This is a genomic window from Staphylococcus sp. HGB0015, from assembly GCF_000411275.1.
Lineage (GTDB): Bacteria > Bacillota > Bacilli > Staphylococcales > Staphylococcaceae > Staphylococcus > Staphylococcus schleiferi.
In genome coordinates this window covers 1,270,181-1,287,384 of record NZ_KE150417.1, presented here as the reverse complement: position 1 = coordinate 1,287,384, position 17,204 = coordinate 1,270,181, and the positions used below count along the sequence as shown (strand labels likewise).

General features: G+C 33.2%; 14 protein-coding genes. 11 read left to right on the top strand and 3 right to left on the bottom strand.

From position 1 onward, the window contains the following. Positions 1–392: 392 nt before the first annotated feature. Positions 393–1,220: an RluA family pseudouridine synthase gene (locus HMPREF1208_RS05995; RefSeq protein ID WP_016425462.1), complete on the bottom strand. Its 828-nt coding sequence runs from the start codon at positions 1,218–1,220 to the stop codon at positions 393–395. Between the two features lie 151 nt (positions 1,221–1,371). On the opposite strand from HMPREF1208_RS05995, the gene HMPREF1208_RS05990 reads away from it, so the two are divergent. The 3 genes from HMPREF1208_RS05990 to HMPREF1208_RS05980 all read left to right on the top strand — a co-directional run bounded on the left by HMPREF1208_RS05990 (position 1,372) and on the right by HMPREF1208_RS05980 (position 4,717). Further along, positions 1,372–2,475, top strand: coding sequence for a GAF domain-containing sensor histidine kinase (locus tag HMPREF1208_RS05990; RefSeq protein ID WP_016425461.1), 1,104 nt, complete (start codon positions 1,372–1,374; stop codon positions 2,473–2,475). Positions 2,476–2,495: 20 nt separating this feature from the next. After that, entirely contained in the window at positions 2,496–3,122 is a 627-nt protein-coding gene (locus tag HMPREF1208_RS05985; RefSeq protein ID WP_016425460.1) for a response regulator transcription factor, read from the top strand. A gap of 398 nt (positions 3,123–3,520) precedes the next feature. Continuing rightward, positions 3,521–4,717 carry an MFS transporter gene (locus HMPREF1208_RS05980; protein WP_016425459.1) on the top strand — a complete coding sequence of 399 codons (1,197 nt, stop codon included), beginning with the start codon at positions 3,521–3,523 and terminating at the stop codon, positions 4,715–4,717. Positions 4,718–5,051: 334 nt separating this feature from the next. Here the strand turns inward: HMPREF1208_RS05980 and HMPREF1208_RS05975 are convergent, their stop codons facing one another. After that, positions 5,052–5,921 carry a cation diffusion facilitator family transporter gene (locus tag HMPREF1208_RS05975; RefSeq protein WP_016425458.1) on the bottom strand — a complete coding sequence of 290 codons (870 nt, stop codon included), beginning with the start codon at positions 5,919–5,921 and terminating at the stop codon, positions 5,052–5,054. Between the two features lie 180 nt (positions 5,922–6,101). On the opposite strand from HMPREF1208_RS05975, the gene HMPREF1208_RS05970 reads away from it, so the two are divergent. Further along, the gene (locus tag HMPREF1208_RS05970) at positions 6,102–7,388 is read left to right on the top strand and encodes a dicarboxylate/amino acid:cation symporter (RefSeq protein ID WP_016425457.1); all 1,287 of its coding nucleotides are present in this window, start codon (positions 6,102–6,104) and stop codon (positions 7,386–7,388) included. Between the two features lie 222 nt (positions 7,389–7,610). On the opposite strand, the gene HMPREF1208_RS05965 is transcribed toward HMPREF1208_RS05970, so the two are convergent. Further along, complete coding sequence (locus tag HMPREF1208_RS05965) at positions 7,611–8,048, bottom strand: hypothetical protein (protein ID WP_016425456.1); 438 nt, start codon at positions 8,046–8,048, stop codon at positions 7,611–7,613. 488 nt (positions 8,049–8,536) lie between these two features. Here HMPREF1208_RS05965 and HMPREF1208_RS12185 point away from each other — a divergent pair, with 488 nt between their 5' ends. From HMPREF1208_RS12185 to yhaM, 7 genes are all read left to right on the top strand, one after another. After that, positions 8,537–8,743, top strand: a complete 207-nt coding sequence (locus HMPREF1208_RS12185; RefSeq protein ID WP_016425455.1) for a DUF6007 family protein — start codon at positions 8,537–8,539, stop codon at positions 8,741–8,743. Between the two features lie 556 nt (positions 8,744–9,299). Beyond that, positions 9,300–9,764, top strand: coding sequence for an XRE family transcriptional regulator XdrA (gene xdrA / locus HMPREF1208_RS05955; RefSeq protein WP_016425454.1), 465 nt, complete (start codon positions 9,300–9,302; stop codon positions 9,762–9,764). 284 nt (positions 9,765–10,048) lie between these two features. Next, positions 10,049–11,179 (top strand): DUF445 domain-containing protein, encoded by a 1,131-nt coding sequence (locus tag HMPREF1208_RS05950; RefSeq protein ID WP_016425453.1) that lies wholly within the window; start codon positions 10,049–10,051, stop codon positions 11,177–11,179. Positions 11,180–11,268: 89 nt separating this feature from the next. Beyond that, positions 11,269–11,613 (top strand): YlbF/YmcA family competence regulator, encoded by a 345-nt coding sequence (locus HMPREF1208_RS05945; RefSeq protein WP_016425452.1) that lies wholly within the window; start codon positions 11,269–11,271, stop codon positions 11,611–11,613. Between the two features lie 292 nt (positions 11,614–11,905). After that, the gene (locus tag HMPREF1208_RS05940; protein ID WP_016425451.1) at positions 11,906–13,093 is read left to right on the top strand and encodes a metallophosphoesterase family protein; all 1,188 of its coding nucleotides are present in this window, start codon (positions 11,906–11,908) and stop codon (positions 13,091–13,093) included. 3 nt (positions 13,094–13,096) lie between these two features. Beyond that, positions 13,097–16,021 carry an ATP-binding protein gene (locus HMPREF1208_RS05935; RefSeq protein ID WP_016425450.1) on the top strand — a complete coding sequence of 975 codons (2,925 nt, stop codon included), beginning with the start codon at positions 13,097–13,099 and terminating at the stop codon, positions 16,019–16,021. Positions 16,022–16,039: 18 nt separating this feature from the next. Next, a complete protein-coding gene (yhaM, locus tag HMPREF1208_RS05930) occupies positions 16,040–16,981 on the top strand; it encodes a 3'-5' exoribonuclease YhaM (protein ID WP_016425449.1) in 942 nt (313 codons plus the stop codon). Positions 16,982–17,204: the final 223 nt, after the last annotated feature.

Sequence of the window (17,204 nt, the reverse complement as noted above, 5' to 3'; positions counted from 1 at the left end):
CCGAGGCATAGAGCCGAAACCGAAAATCCATTTTGGCTTCTTATGAGCTACAATAAAAGCCAAAATTAGTTGAGGTAAGGCGCCTGGGAAAGCGAGACTCGAAGAAGCAATCGGAAGTTTGCGACTTAATTATTATAGACACATAACCACCATATAAAGTGTACAGCCTTAATAATCACGTTAGTAATATTGGTGTCGAGACGCCTAAGGGAACAGGACGAGACGTAGACTACAGGTTGACAATGTCACTTCGAAAAACGAAATCATTCAATAAGAGGTTTTATCATAAAAATCAAGCGCTAAGACGGTCTTCTAATAAAATTCATCTTAGCGCAATTTGTTTTTAGGATTGATGTTCTAGCCTCTGTATGTTTATGCTATAAAATTAAGTATTATTTAATATCGTCCGTTGTAACAGAGATGAGCTGCTGCGTAAGTGGGTGTTGGAATTCAATTTGATAACTTTCTAATTGTAATTGTCTTAACTTAGAATCACTATACAACGGATCTCCTAGAACCGGATGACCTATTTCAGCAAGGTGAACACGAATTTGATGCGTACGACCAGTATCGAGTTTAAGTTTGACTTCACATACACCTTCTTTGATCATTTTTGATTCTATAATATGTGTGACTGCACGTTGACCTGTATTCGAAATACGTCTTTTATTCGGGTGGAATTTGTCTTTACCAATCGGCATATCAATAGTTTGTGGTTTAATCGGTAATAAAGCCTTTACTTGTGCTTGATAAATGCGGTGAATCATATTGTCTTCTAACATACGGTCGAGTATTTTTTTTACAATTGGATGTTTAGCAACGATTAATAGACCCACGGTTTCTTGGTCAAGACGATGAATAGGTTCTACATAATCACAATTTAAAGTATAGATGATATGATTCATCAATGTATTACTTTCTTTCAAGTCATTAGGATGTGTTTTCACACCTTTAGGTTTATATACAATCGCTAAATAATCATCTTCGTAAACAATCTGTGCATAGCGATAACTAGGTAAATATTGACTCTTCACAGGCTCATCAGGAATTGAGATGACATCTCCAGATGAAACGGTTTGCTGAAATTGTGCGGGTTGACCATTAACAGTAATGGCTTTAGACATATTCAACAAATGGAGTTCTTTTTTAGGTAGTTTTAATGATTTAAAAATGTCTCGGATAGACATTTGATCAAACGGTTCAGCAACTGAAAATTTCATAGTATCCTCCTTAATTGTTTCTATCATACCATAAATCAGCATGGTGTTGATGGTTTTTAAAGGGAAAGCGGGATGTGTATAATAAAACTAAATACATATTTTTCGGTTTTATATTTTAAATTTTAAAAAGTAGAAGAGAGGTGTGCATGAAGTGGAAAAACCAACGCGATTAGCATTATTAAAAGAAATCGCTGAATTTCTCAATGAAGAAACAGAATTACAATCGATGCTTGATGGTGCTTTAGATTATTTGGTAAAGGGGAGTGATTTCACAACGGGATGGATATTTTTTATTGATGCGGAAGGCTATCATACATTAGAAGCACAACGCTCGCTACCACCAGCACTTACGCATCATCATTGTAAATATATGACAGAAGGTTCATGTTGGTGTGTTCAATCTTATCATAATCAAAAATTGACGAAAGCCTCTAACATTATTAACTGTTCTCGTATTAACTTAGCCAGTCGTGAATTTAGTACAGAAACTGATAATATAACGCATCACGCGACGGTTCCGTTAAGATCAGGCAATGAGCAATTTGGTTTATTAAATGTTGCGACACCTTTTACAACACATTACAGTGATGAAGATCTTGAACTTTTAGAATCAGTCGCTTTTCAAATTGGCTCAGCGATTAAAAGAATTGACTTGAACAACCAAGAAAAAGAGGCGGCACGTATTAATGAACGTAATCGATTGGCTCGAGATTTACATGATTCAGTGAATCAAATGTTGTTTTCTTTAAAATTAACTGCACACGCAGCAGGGCAAATGTCTGAAGAAGAAACGTCACAACGCGCTTTTGCCCAAATTGAACAGACAAGCCAAAATGCGGTAAATGAAATGAGAGCTTTAATCTGGCAATTAAAGCCAGTGGGGTTAGAGCAAGGAATTGTCCACGCACTTAAAAATTATGCGAAATTAATCGATTTAGAAATCGACATTACGGTTCATGGTTTGATTGACTTAGAAAACAAAATTGAGACAAATATTTATCGCGTCATTCAAGAAGCAATGAACAATACGAAAAAGCATGCCAATACATCAAAAATTACGGTAGTCCTTAATCAATCTGATGACTTGCTAACCGTTGATATTTCAGACGAAGGAAAGGGGTTTGACGTTACGCGTATCGATGTTTACGATAAGCATGGGTTATCGAATATGAGGCAACGTATTAAAATGATAAAAGGAACGATGCATATTGACAGTCGTCAAGGGACATCGATTAAAATTAAGATACCACTTTAACATCAAAGGGAGGCTTTTTTATGCCTAAAATTGCATTAGTTGATGACCATTTTATTGTGCGTCAAGGCTTAGAATTTTTATTGTCAACACAAAATGAAATAGAAGTGACCGGTAGTTTTGGAAATGGTCAATCATTATTGGATGCATTAAATGAAAAACAAATTGAGCCCGATCTGGTGTTAGTTGATTTAGTCATGCCTGAGATGAACGGGATTACGTTAATACAACATATTAAAGAAGGGTTTCCGCACATTAAGATTTTAGTTTTAACGAGTTATGTTGATGAAGAGCACGTCATGTCTGCAATGCGGGTTGGCGCTGATGGATATGAAATGAAGGATGTTGAACCTGAAGCATTAATGACGTCAATTACACGCGTTTTAAATGGAGAGAAAGTAATTCATGAAGATGCACAACATGTGATGGATGTTGTTATCACGAAGCCTCATATCCTTAATAAATTATCGAAACGTGAAACGGAAGTTTTAAAAGAAATGGCTAAAGGTAAGACAAATAAAGAAATTGCTGAAACATTATTTGTATCTGAAAAAACGATTAAAACACATGTCAGTCATATTTTTTCTAAATTACAAGTCAATGACCGCACGCAAGCGGCCATTTATGCTATGGAAAACAACCTCATTTAAACTGCTCGAGTAAAATATGGAGAAATAACTAAATTTGTGTGTTCATCAACGGTCATACCGATTATTTTTCACAAAATTAACGTCACAATGTATGCATTCCAAAAATTGTCTTTTGTTACATATATTGTGACGTTATTTAATGTATAGATTGAAATGACGCTTTTTCCCCCGATATTAAGATCAATGCTTTCTGCTACTATTTCTTTACACCCGTTAATTTCAAATATTAACGTTATAAGATTATCTCTGTTGCTATTTTATAATTCAGATAAATTTTTGTGAGATTATAAATATTACTGTTTATTTCTCACAATTTATATTTAGACAGAAAATTCTGAAATGTAAATATTTTCAATTAAACAAGTCAATTGTATTATATATTAAAAGGGGGGATATGTATGCGCAAATCAATAATTTTAGTCACGTTTGAAACAATTTCATTATTTTTTTCTTCAATTTTTACTTTTGCATGTGGCTTTTATATCCTTAAAATCACGCAATCTGGCTCAGTTTTTGGGAGTTACTTAGCTGTATTAGCGTTTGTAACAACAATATCAGCACCATTTATAGGGAGCTTAATTGACAGAACTTCAAATAAAAAGATATTGTTAATGGGTCAATTTATAAGTGTCTGTACACTACTTATGTTTTACATATTTTACAACGAAGAAGTGTATACGATTTTTACCGCAATGATGATTCTCGTATTTGTTGACTCAATAGTAAAAATAACCATTACATCAAATTTAAAATTTATAACTGGCGATTACATAGAAAAAATAGTATCTATAAGACAAACTATCCAATCATCATCAATTTTGTTAACACCTATAATTGGTGGATTTATAGTTACCATAATAAATATCAATTTACTCGCGCTTATTAATAGTTTAACTGAACTTATTGCATTTTTTCTTTTACTTCTATTAACTTTCAAAAGTGGTAATGCAATTAGTAAGGAACAAAAGTTTTTAACAAGCTTTATAGAGGGTTTTAAGCACTTGTCATTAATCAATAATTTAAAAGTCATTTTTATAGTTAGCTTATTTATCAATTTTTTATGCAATTCTTTAATTGTCGGATTACCTATTATCATCATCAAAATTCTTAACTTAAAAGCCAATTATTTAGGTGTCGCAGAAAGTACTATAGGTGGAGCGATTGTCATTTCATCCGTTCTGTTATCAATATTAAATATTCATAATCGCTTAAAATTGTTATATATCATTTCTATGATTCTACAATCACTTTCTTTATTAATCGTAGCGTCAACTCGTTTTTATAGCATCAGTGAGATGAATATATTTATTATTATTTTAATTGCTAATGCATTTTTAGGCTTTTCCGTATCTTTAAATAACATCCCTTTTCAAATAATACTTCAGCAAACGATAGATGAAAAATTTAAATCTAGAGTATTTTCAATTATACAGAGCCTGAATGCGTCCTTAACACCATTGTCATATTTCATTTTTGGTTTCTTAATCCCTTTAAACTATGCGATTGTTTATGCCATTTGTGCTTTAGGAATATTAATCTTACTTTTCTACTTCAAATTGAGATACAATTTCAATGAAAATTCTATAACTGAATGATTATGCTATCATTTGTACAAATTGATTCATTTATACAAAGAAACAACATAAAATGCTTAGGAAAGAAATTACTATCAGCTTTGATAAGGGTGGACTTCATCTACTCTGTCTTTCTAATCAAAGTTTATAATGCTTAAATTATAAATATTTTTAAGGTGAGAGGAACTTATCTATCAAGTTTGCATTTAAAAATTCGTAGTGAAGAAAACATTAAACTCTAATACTTTAATGTCTCCACTAAGTTTGAAAATCAAAAGATGTATCGTTTTAAAACTTAAAATGACCCATGACTGTCACACCTATTTTGTGGTGCTTATACAATCATGGGTCATTATTAATATAAATACGGCTCAATATGCACAATCGTTTCGACTTCACCTAATTGTTGTTGTAACTTAGTTTCAATATGATCTGATATTTGATGACTTTCAACGACATTTAGTTCGGGTTCCACAGCAATAGTTACATCAATGAATGACATGACTCCGTGACTTCGAGCTTTAATATCTCTAATTTCTTTGACCCCAGGGATAGACGAAATGATTTGCTCGATATGCTCGAGTTCATCGACGTCGTATCCGTCTGTTAACGTTATGGCTGTTTCTTTAAAGATGTCGATACTTGTTTTCATGATTAATAAACCAATAACTATTGCAGCCAGTGTATCTAGCATGGGAATTCCGATATAGACACCTAAAATACCTATAACAGTCCCAATTGAAACTAAAGCATCTGATAAGTTATCATAACTCGCTGCTTTAAGGGCATTGCTTTTAACTTTTTTTGCTAAGTTACGATTATAGAGGAAGACAGCAAACATAAGGAAACTTGAAATTACGCCTACAATTAAAGCTGATTGACTCGGCTGATGAAACTGACCTTGATAAAAATGCTTTACGCCAGTAATAATCACTTGAATACTCACAGCAAACATAATAAAGGATGCGATTAAAGAAGCGATAAATTCTGAGCGATAATGCCCATAAGGATGGTTTTTATCTACTGGTTTCATAGATATATGCAGAGCGATAAGGATGGCAATTGAACTAATGACATCTGTTGCGTTATTGATCCCATCCGCTGTTAAACCACGACTATCTGCTAGCCAACCGTATGTGACTTTTAATAAAGTTAATATGGTATATGTGATGATGCTTAAGGTTGCGCCTTTTTTAGCTTGGGAAATCCTGTTTTCTACTTGCAACAATAACACCTCTATTAAAATTGACATCAATGAATTAATATTGAATCAAAATAAAAATCATTCTCAATGTTTCTATTATCCTATGAATAGCATGATAAATCTAGTCATTTAAAAAATGATTGCTATATTGCCAATTTTCAGATTATAATATTGTAAAAAGTAATAAGGGTGATGGCTATTATGAAATTTAAAGGGCTTACAGTCAAGATTATTGTTGCATTAGTATTAGGGATTACGATAGGTTCAATTTTTAATTTTTACGAAGGGGGAAAATTTGTATCTTTTACAGATCAATATATTTTTAATGTGATTGGACAAGTATTTTTAAACTTGATTTTTATGCTTGTTGTACCGGTTGTTTTTGTTTCGATTGTGCTTGGTGTCATTGGTGTAGGGGATCCAAAATTGCTAGGTGGTATTGGTTTGAAAACCCTTGTATTTTTCTTAACGACGACTGCACTCGCAATCACTTTAGCGATGTGTTTAGCACTTATAGTTAAACCAGGTGCAGGACATTCAGATTTGTTAAAAAGTAAAGAAGTAACAGCTTATCAGAAAAAGTTAGAGGGGCAAAAATCTGCGGCGGATTCTCCAGTGAATCAAACATTTGATCAAATGGTCATAAATTTCTTCCCAAAAAATCCGATAGAAGCGATGAGTGGTGGAAATATGCTTCAAATTATCACTTTTGCAATCTTTATTGGTATTGGGATTATGATGGTAGGCGATAAAGGACGGATCGTACATCAATTTTTTGAACAATTTAATAATGTGTTGATGTATATTATTACAATGATTATGAATGTATTTGCGCCAATTGGGACGTTCGGCTTAGTTGCACATGCCTTTACAGGCGCAGGTTTTGGCGCGATTAAACAATTAGGTCTTTATTTTATTGTTGTATTAGGTGCCTTAGTCATCCATTTCTTTGTCGTATATGGTGGTGCAGTGAAATTATTAGCAAAACGGAGTCCCATTGCGTTCTTTAAAGGATTCTTTCCAGCTATTACTGTCGGATTCGGGGGTTCGAGTTCGAATGCTGCGCTTCCGGTTTCTATGGAATGTACGAAAAAAATGGGGGTTCGACCTGAAATTGCTTCTTTTGTTCAGCCTTTAGGGGCAACAATAAATATGGACGGTACTGCAATCATGCAAGGGGTAGCAACGATTTTTATTGCACAATTAATGGGTGCAGATTTAACGTTATTACAATTAGTTACAGTCGTAGCAGTTGCTGTTATTGCATCGATAGGGACAGCAGGTGTGCCGGGTGTTGGATTGATTATGTTAGCGATGGTGTTAACAGCAGTTGGATTAAATCCAGCAGCCATTGGTATTATTTTAGGCATCAATCGTTTACTCGATATGTCTCGTACAGCTGTTAATATTACAGGTGATGCAGCATGTGCTTTAATATTATCTGAAAGAGAAGGTAAAAAGTTGAAAGGGCATATGCATGTCGAGTAATTCAATCCTCTTTGAACGCATATGAATAATGAAGCAGAAGACATGATCTATCAAAACGGTTAGTGAAAATGCACTAACCGTTGCTTTTATAGTAGAGAATTAGAATATGCAATATCCAACTTTTAGCGACAAGCAAGGCTAGAAAACATGATTAAAGCGTAACAAATCGAGATGATATTGAAAGAAATATATAACTTGCGCGCGTGACCAAACGAGCTAAGACTATTCATTCAAATATGATGTGTGTGCTTCGATGGATGCTATTTCATTGATGAACTGCTTAAATGATGATTTCGCTACATTGAGCCTTACGGATAAGCCTGATTCAGTCGCAATATTATGCATTCTTAAACCTGAATCTAAGGTGACGTATACACAGAATTCGTCCTTTTTAACTTCTATGACTGTCAATGAAATATCAGGCTCTAAGAAATAAAGCTTAGTTAATGGCTGTGTAAATTCTACGTCTTTCAAACGTTGAATTTCATCATCGAAAATGGCCAATTCTGTTTCGATTTGTTGATTTTCAAATCGAGTCATGACATCAAAGTAATAAATTTTGAGTCCTTCATCCATGCATATGTTTTTTAATGTAAATGTTATAGATACATTACTTTCTTCATAAGCATCGTCTTTTAAAATGATAACTTTAGAATTCATTTTTTTACCTCTTCTTTAGCAGTATTTATGATTTTGTGTGCTATATCCTTAATAGATGGGGCAATGCACGAACTAAAATAATCAGTGCTTAATATTTCTTTATTGTATTAAAAATTGAAGATAAAGGGAATGGACGAATGAAAATTTGAGAGGTCAAAGGTATTAAAGTCTTGTATCTTTAGCGAGATGCTGTCTGAAAAAAGGAAGCTATAACAAGCATACCGATACGGTTAATAACATTTCAAATAATGCCGATATTGTTGTAATTATCGCTCATACAGCTAAGCAAGTTCCAAAACTCACCAATAATATCGATTCTTTATAGGTATCCTCTCATTTTTTAACATATGATACAATGTGTATAATCCATTGAAAATCATTACATTCCTGAATCATCCGATATTTTTGTTTATATGAAATCAAAATTATAATACACATGTATAAAAATTGTTAGTTTATTATAAATTGACGAAAGGGAGGTCAACATTTTGAATCAGCTAGACGAAGCATTAAAAGAGTTAGGTTGGTTAGATCTTGTTTTTGTTATACCTATGTTTTTTCTGTTTTCGTATTTACCTAGTGATCATCTTTGGCAACTTATCGTAAACATAATTATTATTATATTTTTTAGTATAGGCCTTTCGATTGTATTTCATGCGTTGTTTCATAAATGGTTTAAAAAAGATAAATTATAAAGTCGAAATACAAGGCCAAACATGATTCATGCATAAAAAGTGATTTATTGTAAGATGAAATAAACACAAAAACATTATTTATTTGAGTTCGTAACACTATTAATTTGTGTTATAATAAAATCCTTAAACACATATTTGCGACTTAAGATAAGCAGCGTTAGAGAGAGAAATTGGCTGACATTGTAAGTTAAGTAAAAGTAGTAAAGATACATAGGTATTGAGCGTCATCAAGCCTCAATCCATAAAAGTACAAAATAAATGAATAGAAAGTATGCATTCCCAATAGAATATTAGAAGCGTGTTGCGCAAGTGTGTATAGCGTTAAACAGTATAGATATCAATGTTTTATTTTTAACTTAAATAAACGTTATTAAGTTAAAATATATTTGCGATTTGTGTTAATTATGTCATTTTTATGACTTTCAATGTTTTCTAAAAAGATGCTTTTCATTTATCTTATTTTGTATTAATATGTAATTTGTGTTTCAAGAATTGTGTAGAATTGCAATGCTTGTGTGCGGATAAATTTTTATTTAAGAGAGGTAGTAATATAAATATGGATAGACAAAGTTTTACTGATTTAATTCAAACCAAATTTAAGATGGTACGTATCGAAGCGGGGTATACACAAGATACAATGGCTCAAACAATTGGCTTGTCAAAAAAGACACTTGTTCAAATTGAAAAAGAGCGTGTATTACCTAACTGGACGACATGTGTATCCATTTGTGCATTATTTAGAGATTCAGAAGTTTTAAATAGTACTTTTGGTTGTGACCCACTAGAAATTGTTCAAACCATTTCAAGAAACCAAGCTGCATATCCAAAATATTCAACAATTAGTGATATTTACTGGGATACAATTGATACTAAAGGTGGTTTCATCCTTCAATCTAATAAAGTGAGTGAACTTTATCGCGTACTAGATACAGATAAACAACCTGTTTTTGCGACGCCTAAATTGAGAGAAGCTGAGACATACTTCCAACGTAATGTTAAAGAAGATCTTATTCGCGCATAAGATTGAAAATAAATTATCATGATAGAATAAATAATCATTGAATAACTTCCTTCAAAGTATGGACTGAGTAACCATGCTTTGAAGGAATTATTTTTATCTGATATAGGCATTGAAAGCCGTCACTATCATCTCATTAAAAAGTGTTTGAATTTATAATAATTGAGGATTGTGTGTATAATAGCAACTGTTAAAGCTTTGACTGCTATATTTCATATTTTATAGATTTTAAAGTTTTAAACGTTCAATAAAAACAATGGATGATGATTAATTAAGGAGAGATGAATATGCAACCGATTTTAGTTGTTGTATTTATGATAATCATAGGTGCGGTGATTGGTGGCGTAACGAATATGATTGCAGTTAAAATGCTTTTTCATCCTTTTCGTGCATATTATATTTTTGGTAAACGCATTCCTTTTACACCGGGTTTAATCCCAAAAAGAAGAGGAGAAATTGCCGAAAAAATTGGTCAAGTGATAGAAGATCATTTATTAACTGAGGCATTGATTCAAGAGAAATTGGCTACGCCTGAGATAAAAGAAACTATGAACCAAACGGTAAAAGATCAGATTCGCCTTTTGGAACAAGATCATGTGACACTGCAACGTTTAGCTGAGCGCTTTGATATTGATATCGTCGCTTCAGGAGAAAGACAGTTAAAACGTATCGTTTATAAAACGTTAAATGAAAAGTATTTAAGTCATCAAGATCAAGGAATGAATCAATGGCTTCCAGAGAAAATTGTGCAACAACTAGATAAAAAAGTTGATTCATTAGATGAATTTTTATTAACGAAAGCTAGAGATTACCTTGAATCTGAAAAAGGTTATCACGATATTTCTGATATGTTAGAAACATTTTTTGTTGAGAAAGGGAAAATCGTTGGTTTACTCCAAATGTTTATGACACAAGAAGCAATTGCTGAGCGAATACAAAAAGAGTTAGTTCGATTAACGTATCATCCGAAAGCGAGAAACATATTGGCACAACAATTGAAGATTGAGTATGAGCGTATAAAGGCGTTACCTTTAAAAGAAATTATTCAACCTGAAGCCATGGAGCAGATTCAAATTCAATTGGCTGACTATGTCTTAAAACAAGCAAATTTAACCAAACGTGCACATCAGCCACTTAATACACTTGTGCCTTCATTATTTGAAAAGTTACATGAAAAAGGTGCAGACCGTATTACAGACATGATAATAGATACATTGTCGCGTCGTTTGTCTCAAATCATGAAAAAAGTTAACATTCGAGGACTTATCGAAGAGCAAATTAATCGTTTTGATTTAGACTATATTGAACAGCTGATATTTGAAATTGCGAATAAAGAACTCAAATTAATCATGTTGCTAGGCTTCATTTTAGGCGGAATTATTGGATTTTTCCAAGGTTTAATTGCAATCTTTGTATAACTGTATAAAATGTGGTATCGTAAGCAAGGAAAGAGATTGGAAGAGATAGAATTCAATCTTAAACTACACAACTCAAGGAGCGAATAGAAATGGCTGTAAATTTATATGATTACGCGAACAAATTAGAACAAGCATTACGCGAAAGTGACGAGTATAAAGCGATTAAAGATGCTTATGCTAAAGTTGAAGCTGATGAAAACTCTAAAAAATTGTTTGATGAGTTTCGTGAAACACAATTAAACTTCCAACAAAAACAAATGCAAGGTGAAGAAATTGGTGAGGAAGACTTGCAAAAAGCGCAAGAACAAGCGCAACAAATCGAAAAAGACAGCAACATTTCTGAATTAATGAATGCTGAACAAAAAATGAGCCAAGTATTCCAAGAAATCAACCAAATCATTGTTAAACCATTGGATGAAATTTACGCAAACTAATTTTTCTATGGGCTACATTCTTATTAATCCATAGTGGTTGATAGGAATTAAATGAAGCAATGAACAATCGTTTCAATCGATGGGACGGTTTAAATTGATTAGGGCAGATTTAGAAATCTAACGCATAAAGATTAGATTTCTGAATTGCTCTTTTTTTATGTCATGAAGATGATAAAGTTCTTGCAGAATGCGCTTTTGGTTCACACTTATATAACTAAAATATGATAAAATAAATGAATACATAGTCTATTAAACAGAGATGAAATTAGAAAGTAAAAAGGAGAATGCTTAAATGGTTAAATTTTTGCATTGTGCAGATTTACATCTAGATAGCCCTTTTGCATCAAAACGCTATTTAAATCCTACAATATTGAAAGATGTCGAAAATAGCGCTTATGAAAGCTTTAAAAAAATTATAGATCTCGCATTACGAGAAGAAGTTGATTTTATGGTGATAAGTGGAGATTTGTTTGATCAGCACAATCGTACGTTAAAAGCTGAAATGTTTTTAAAAGGACAATTTGAACGCCTGCAAAAAGAACAAATTTTTGTCTATATTGCACATGGAAATCATGATCCACTCTCTGATCAAATCACATCAAAATGGCCTGAAAATGTCACTGTTTTTTCTAAAGATGTTGAAACTTATCAAGCGATTACAAAATCCGGTGAAAATGTACATTTACATGGCTTTAGTTATGAAAAGAGAGAAAGCTATGAAAATAAAATCGATCTTTATCCGACGAATGAGGATCGTCAAACAGTACATATCGGTGTGCTTCACGGCACTTATAGTAAAGCGGAGACTGCACATCGCTACACCGAATTTCGTCTAGAAGATTTAAATGCAAAATTGTATCACTATTGGGCGCTTGGCCACATTCATAAAAGACAGCAATTGAGTGATTTGCCAGAAATTCACTATGCCGGTAATATTCAAGGGCGTCATTTTAAAGAGCAAGGGGAAAAAGGTTGCCTCATCGTTGAGGGAGACCATGTAGCATTGAAAACGCGCTTTGTTCCGACGCAGTTTATACGTTTCGAAAGTGCGACGATTGAAATTGACTCAGTATCTCAGCAGGCTTTATTTGAAAGAATTCAAGAATTTAAAGATAGTGTACGCCATCAAGGTAGAGCATTCTACCGTTTACAGATTAATGTTCACGGAGATGAGCGTATTGACGCGCAAGTTTTAGAGCAAGTAAAAACTTTAGTTACAGAATATGAAGAAAATGAACGCCATTTTGTGATGATTGATGAATGGATAATCAATTATTTAGAAATCACTCAAACAAGTATTGCGAATGAGTTTTCTGAAGATTTAATAGCGCAAGATGATGTCTACGAACGTGCATTATCTGAGTTATATATGAACCCTAAGGCCTCAAAATATTTAGATCACTATCAAAAGCATGATCGAAAAGCACTGATTGAACGTGCTGAAGCAATTATAGAAGCTGAACTAAAGGAGGGCAATTAAGCCATGAAGATAAAATCAGTTGAAATTTATGGTTATGGTCAATTTGTCCAACGTAAAGTTGAATTTAATCCGTTGTTCACAGAAATTTTTGGTGAAAATGAAGCAGGTAAATCAACTTTACAAGCATTCATCCATTCAATTTTATTTGGGTTTCCAACTAAAAAAGAAAATGAGCCTAGATTAGAACCTCGAATGGGGAACCATTACGGTGGACGTGTTACATTGATTATGGATGACGGTTCAGAAGTTGATGTTGAACGTGTCAAAGGAAGTGCTGTAGGAGACGTCAAAGTTTTCATGCCTAATGGTGCAATCAAAGACGAAAGCTGGTTAAAGCAGCAACTCAATTTTATCAATAAGCGCACATATCAAGAAATTTTCTCCTTTAGTGTTTTAGGATTGCAAGATATCCATAAACATATGAGTGAGCAACAATTGCAAAATTTCTTAATGCAAGCGGGCGCACTGGGTTCAACTGAGTTTATTGGAATGCGTGAATTAATTCATCAGAAAAAGCAAGACCTATATAAAAAGTCGGGACAAAATCCAGAAATTAATCAGCAATTAGAGCAAATTAGAAAATTAGAATTTGATATTAGAGAAGAATCAGCGAAGTTGGAAACGTATCAACGTCTTACTGAAGAACATGATAAAGCATCAAGACGATTAAAAGCTTTGAAAGAAAACTTGAGTCAACTTACGGCACTCTTTGAAGAAAAACAAAAAGAAGTTGCATTAATTGATCAGGTCCAAGAATGGAAAGGGTTAGAAGCGGATTTAAATATTGAACCGTTAGAATTTCCAGAGCAAGGAATTGATCGCTATGAAGCAGCGAAAATTCAGGTTCAGCATCTTGAAAGAGACATCGGTTTAAGAGATGAAAAGAAAAGTCAACTTGAAAAAGAAAACGATAAATTATTCGTGCCCGAACAAGATTTATATCAAAATTTTGAATGGGTATCAAAACAAGAAGATACGATTAAGCAAAAAGCGCTTGATTTGAAACAAACCGATCGTGAAATTAATAATCATCGAATGGATATGTCTGGTCTGCAGTCCAACATAGGTTGGCAAGAAATGCATGAGAATATCGACACTTCAGAAGCACAAAAAAGTTATACCAGTGAAGTGTTACGAAATAAAAGAGACCAGAGTCAACTGTTACAGCAGTTAAAAAGTAACATTGATGAAAATCAAATCGAATATCAGTCATATGAAGATGAAATTGAACAGCTAGAAGAACAGCTTGTGAGTGATGAAAACTTTGAAAAGAAAAAGATTTATGATCATCGCCTGTTAGAATTAAGTGAAAAGCGTAATTTATTTTCGAAGATGAAAGAAGCATTCGAAGTCGAACAACAACAAAAAGATAAAAAGCAAAAAAATATGAGTATTGCATCCATGATTCTTGCACTGATCTCTATAGGATTCGCAATCTTTATGTTTCTCTCTCAAGCACTCGTACCGGCTGTAGTTTTAGCAGTACTAGGTGTGATATTTATCGTCGCAATTTTTATGTTCCGTTCTAAACCTGTGGGTCATAATGAGAAGTTTTCACAGGAAATTACACAATTAGAACATGAAGTACAACAACTAGAAGATAATTATGAATTAGATTTCGACTTGTCGACACAATATCAATTACGTGATCAAATTACTCAAAGAAAGCAACAACTTGCAATTCTTAAAACGAAAAAAGATCATTTGAATATTCAAAACGAGCAAGCACAAACTGATTATGAAAAGTCATCTCAAAGCATATCAGAACTGAAAACGCATTTACATGTATCTCAAAATTTATCTGATGATTTATTATTAAATGCGATTGAAACAATTCAAAAATTGAAAGAGCATGCACAGCATTTAAGTACGTTATCTGCGACAAAAGCCCAATTACATGATGAATTAGAGGCGTTTTATGATGAAGCAAAATCAAAAATTGAATCAGCTTTATCACAATTTGACCGTCAGACATTATTTCATGATGTCCGAGAATGGTTGAAAAATGCAAATCAAGATATGACAAGACATTCACATAATTTAGAACAAATTTCGCTTATCGATAACGAAATTAAACATTTGAATCAACGCTTAAAAGATAATCAAGGTGTTATTCATAATTTGTTTGGCGCAATTGGTGCATTAGATGAGGAAAGTTATTACAGACACCATGATCGTTATCAAACTTATCATAAACGATTATCGCGCTTTAATGACTTAACACATTTCCTTGAAAATCAAGATTATAGTTATGAAAAAAGTTCTAAATTAAGCGAAAAAACGACAGCACAACTTGATGCTGAATATCAAAAATTATCTGAGCAAATTGATGACTATAATGAAAGATATCTCACTATACAAAGTGAAGTGAGTGATTTATCTGCACAAATCAATCATATGGAAACAGATGATACATTGCGTCATTTACGCCATCAATATGAGCTCTCGAAAAATCAACTTAATGCTGCGGCAGATGATTGGGCAGCGTTAAGTTATCTCGAAGCACTTGTTGATGAACACATTAAACAAATTAAAGATAAACGATTACCACAAGTTGTTCATGTGGCAACGAATATTTATTCAGAACTAACAGACGGCCAATATGTTCAAGTTACATACGAAAATGAACAAGTAATGGTGCGTCATCGAGATGGTCAAATGTACCATCCAATTGAGTTAAGTCAATCTACAAAAGAGTTGTTATATATAGCACTTCGACTTAGTCTGATTAAAATATTAAAACCTTATTATTCATTGCCGATTATTATTGACGATGCATTTGTGCATTTTGATGCAGAGCGTCGTTCAAGAATGATGAAATATTTAAGAGGCATGTCTGAAGAATTCCAAATTCTCTATTTTACATGTTTACGTGACTCAAATATACCAACTAAACAACTTGTAACATTAAAAAAGATAGAAACATAGAATGGGAAGGCGTTAAATATGAGAAATGTTGAAACACTACAACCTGGAGATACGGTCGATCACTTCTTTTTGATTCGCCGTGCAACTCAAGGGGTTACAGCACAAGGAAAAGATTACATGACGCTTCACTTACAAGATAAAAGTGGAGAAATAGAAGCGAAATTATGGACGGTGTCTAAAGAGGACATTCCATTACTTCAACCTGAACGTATCATTCACGTTAAAGGTGATATCATCAATTATCGTGGACGTAAACAAATGAAGGTGAACCAGTTTCGTTTAGCTACTGACCAAGATGGCATGCGTACTCAAGATTTTATAGATGGTGCACCCATGTCTCCAGAAGAAATCAAAGATGCGATGCAAGAATATATTTTTGAAATAGAAAATGCACCACTTCAAAGAGTAACAAGATATTTGTTGAACAAATATGAAGATCGTTATTTTGTTTATCCAGCAGCAAGTTCACACCATCATAATTTTGTTAGTGGACTAAGTTATCATGTATTAACGATGCTTAAAATTGCTAGAAGTTTATGCGATATTTATCCTGAACTAAATCGCAGTTTGTTGTATAGTGGCATTATTCTACATGATATGGGTAAAGTAAGAGAATTATCTGGTCCTGTTGCTACTTCATATACATTAGAAGGAAATTTACTTGGTCATATCTCTATAGCAAGTGATGATGTGGCGGATGCAGCAAGAGAGCTAAATGTTGATGGTGAAGAAATATTATTATTACGCCATTTAATTTTAGCGCACCATGGTAAATTAGAGTATGGTTCTCCTAAGTTACCACAAGTAAAAGAAGCTGAAATTCTTAATTATATTGATAACATTGATGCACGAATGAACATGTTCGATAAAGCTTTTAAAAAGGTTAATAAAGGACAGTTCACAGAGCGTATTTTTGGATTGGAGAATCGCCAATTTTATAAACCAGAAAAATTGGATTAATATGAGCTAAGATGAAGATTGAGGTTGGGAATCGTTTCCTAACCTCTTCTTTTATGGCTGTACACTTTATATGGTGGTTATGTGTCTATAATAATTAAGTCACAAACTTCCGATTGCTTCTTCGAGTCTCGCTTTCCCAGGCGCCTTACCTCAACTAATTTTGGCTTTTATTGTAGCTCATAAGAAGCCAAAATGGATTTTCGGTTTCGGCTCTATGCCTCGG

Bases quoted from the DNA above. Each gene is read 5' to 3' on its own strand.
- HMPREF1208_RS05970 (WP_016425457.1), top strand. From the start codon at position 6,102: ATGAAATTTAAAGGGCTTACAGTCAAGATTATTGTTGCATTAGTATTA.
- HMPREF1208_RS05950 (WP_016425453.1), top strand. From the start codon at position 10,049: ATGCAACCGATTTTAGTTGTTGTATTTATGATAATCATAGGTGCGGTG.
- HMPREF1208_RS05985 (WP_016425460.1), top strand. From the start codon at position 2,496: ATGCCTAAAATTGCATTAGTTGATGACCATTTTATTGTGCGTCAAGGC.
- HMPREF1208_RS05965 (WP_016425456.1), bottom strand. From the start codon at position 8,048: ATGAATTCTAAAGTTATCATTTTAAAAGACGATGCTTATGAAGAAAGT.
- yhaM (WP_016425449.1), top strand. From the start codon at position 16,040: ATGAGAAATGTTGAAACACTACAACCTGGAGATACGGTCGATCACTTC.
- HMPREF1208_RS05995 (WP_016425462.1), bottom strand. From the start codon at position 1,220: ATGAAATTTTCAGTTGCTGAACCGTTTGATCAAATGTCTATCCGAGAC.
- xdrA (WP_016425454.1), top strand. From the start codon at position 9,300: ATGGATAGACAAAGTTTTACTGATTTAATTCAAACCAAATTTAAGATG.
- HMPREF1208_RS05935 (WP_016425450.1), top strand. From the start codon at position 13,097: ATGAAGATAAAATCAGTTGAAATTTATGGTTATGGTCAATTTGTCCAA.
- HMPREF1208_RS05945 (WP_016425452.1), top strand. From the start codon at position 11,269: ATGGCTGTAAATTTATATGATTACGCGAACAAATTAGAACAAGCATTA.
- HMPREF1208_RS05940 (WP_016425451.1), top strand. From the start codon at position 11,906: ATGGTTAAATTTTTGCATTGTGCAGATTTACATCTAGATAGCCCTTTT.
- HMPREF1208_RS05980 (WP_016425459.1), top strand. From the start codon at position 3,521: ATGCGCAAATCAATAATTTTAGTCACGTTTGAAACAATTTCATTATTT.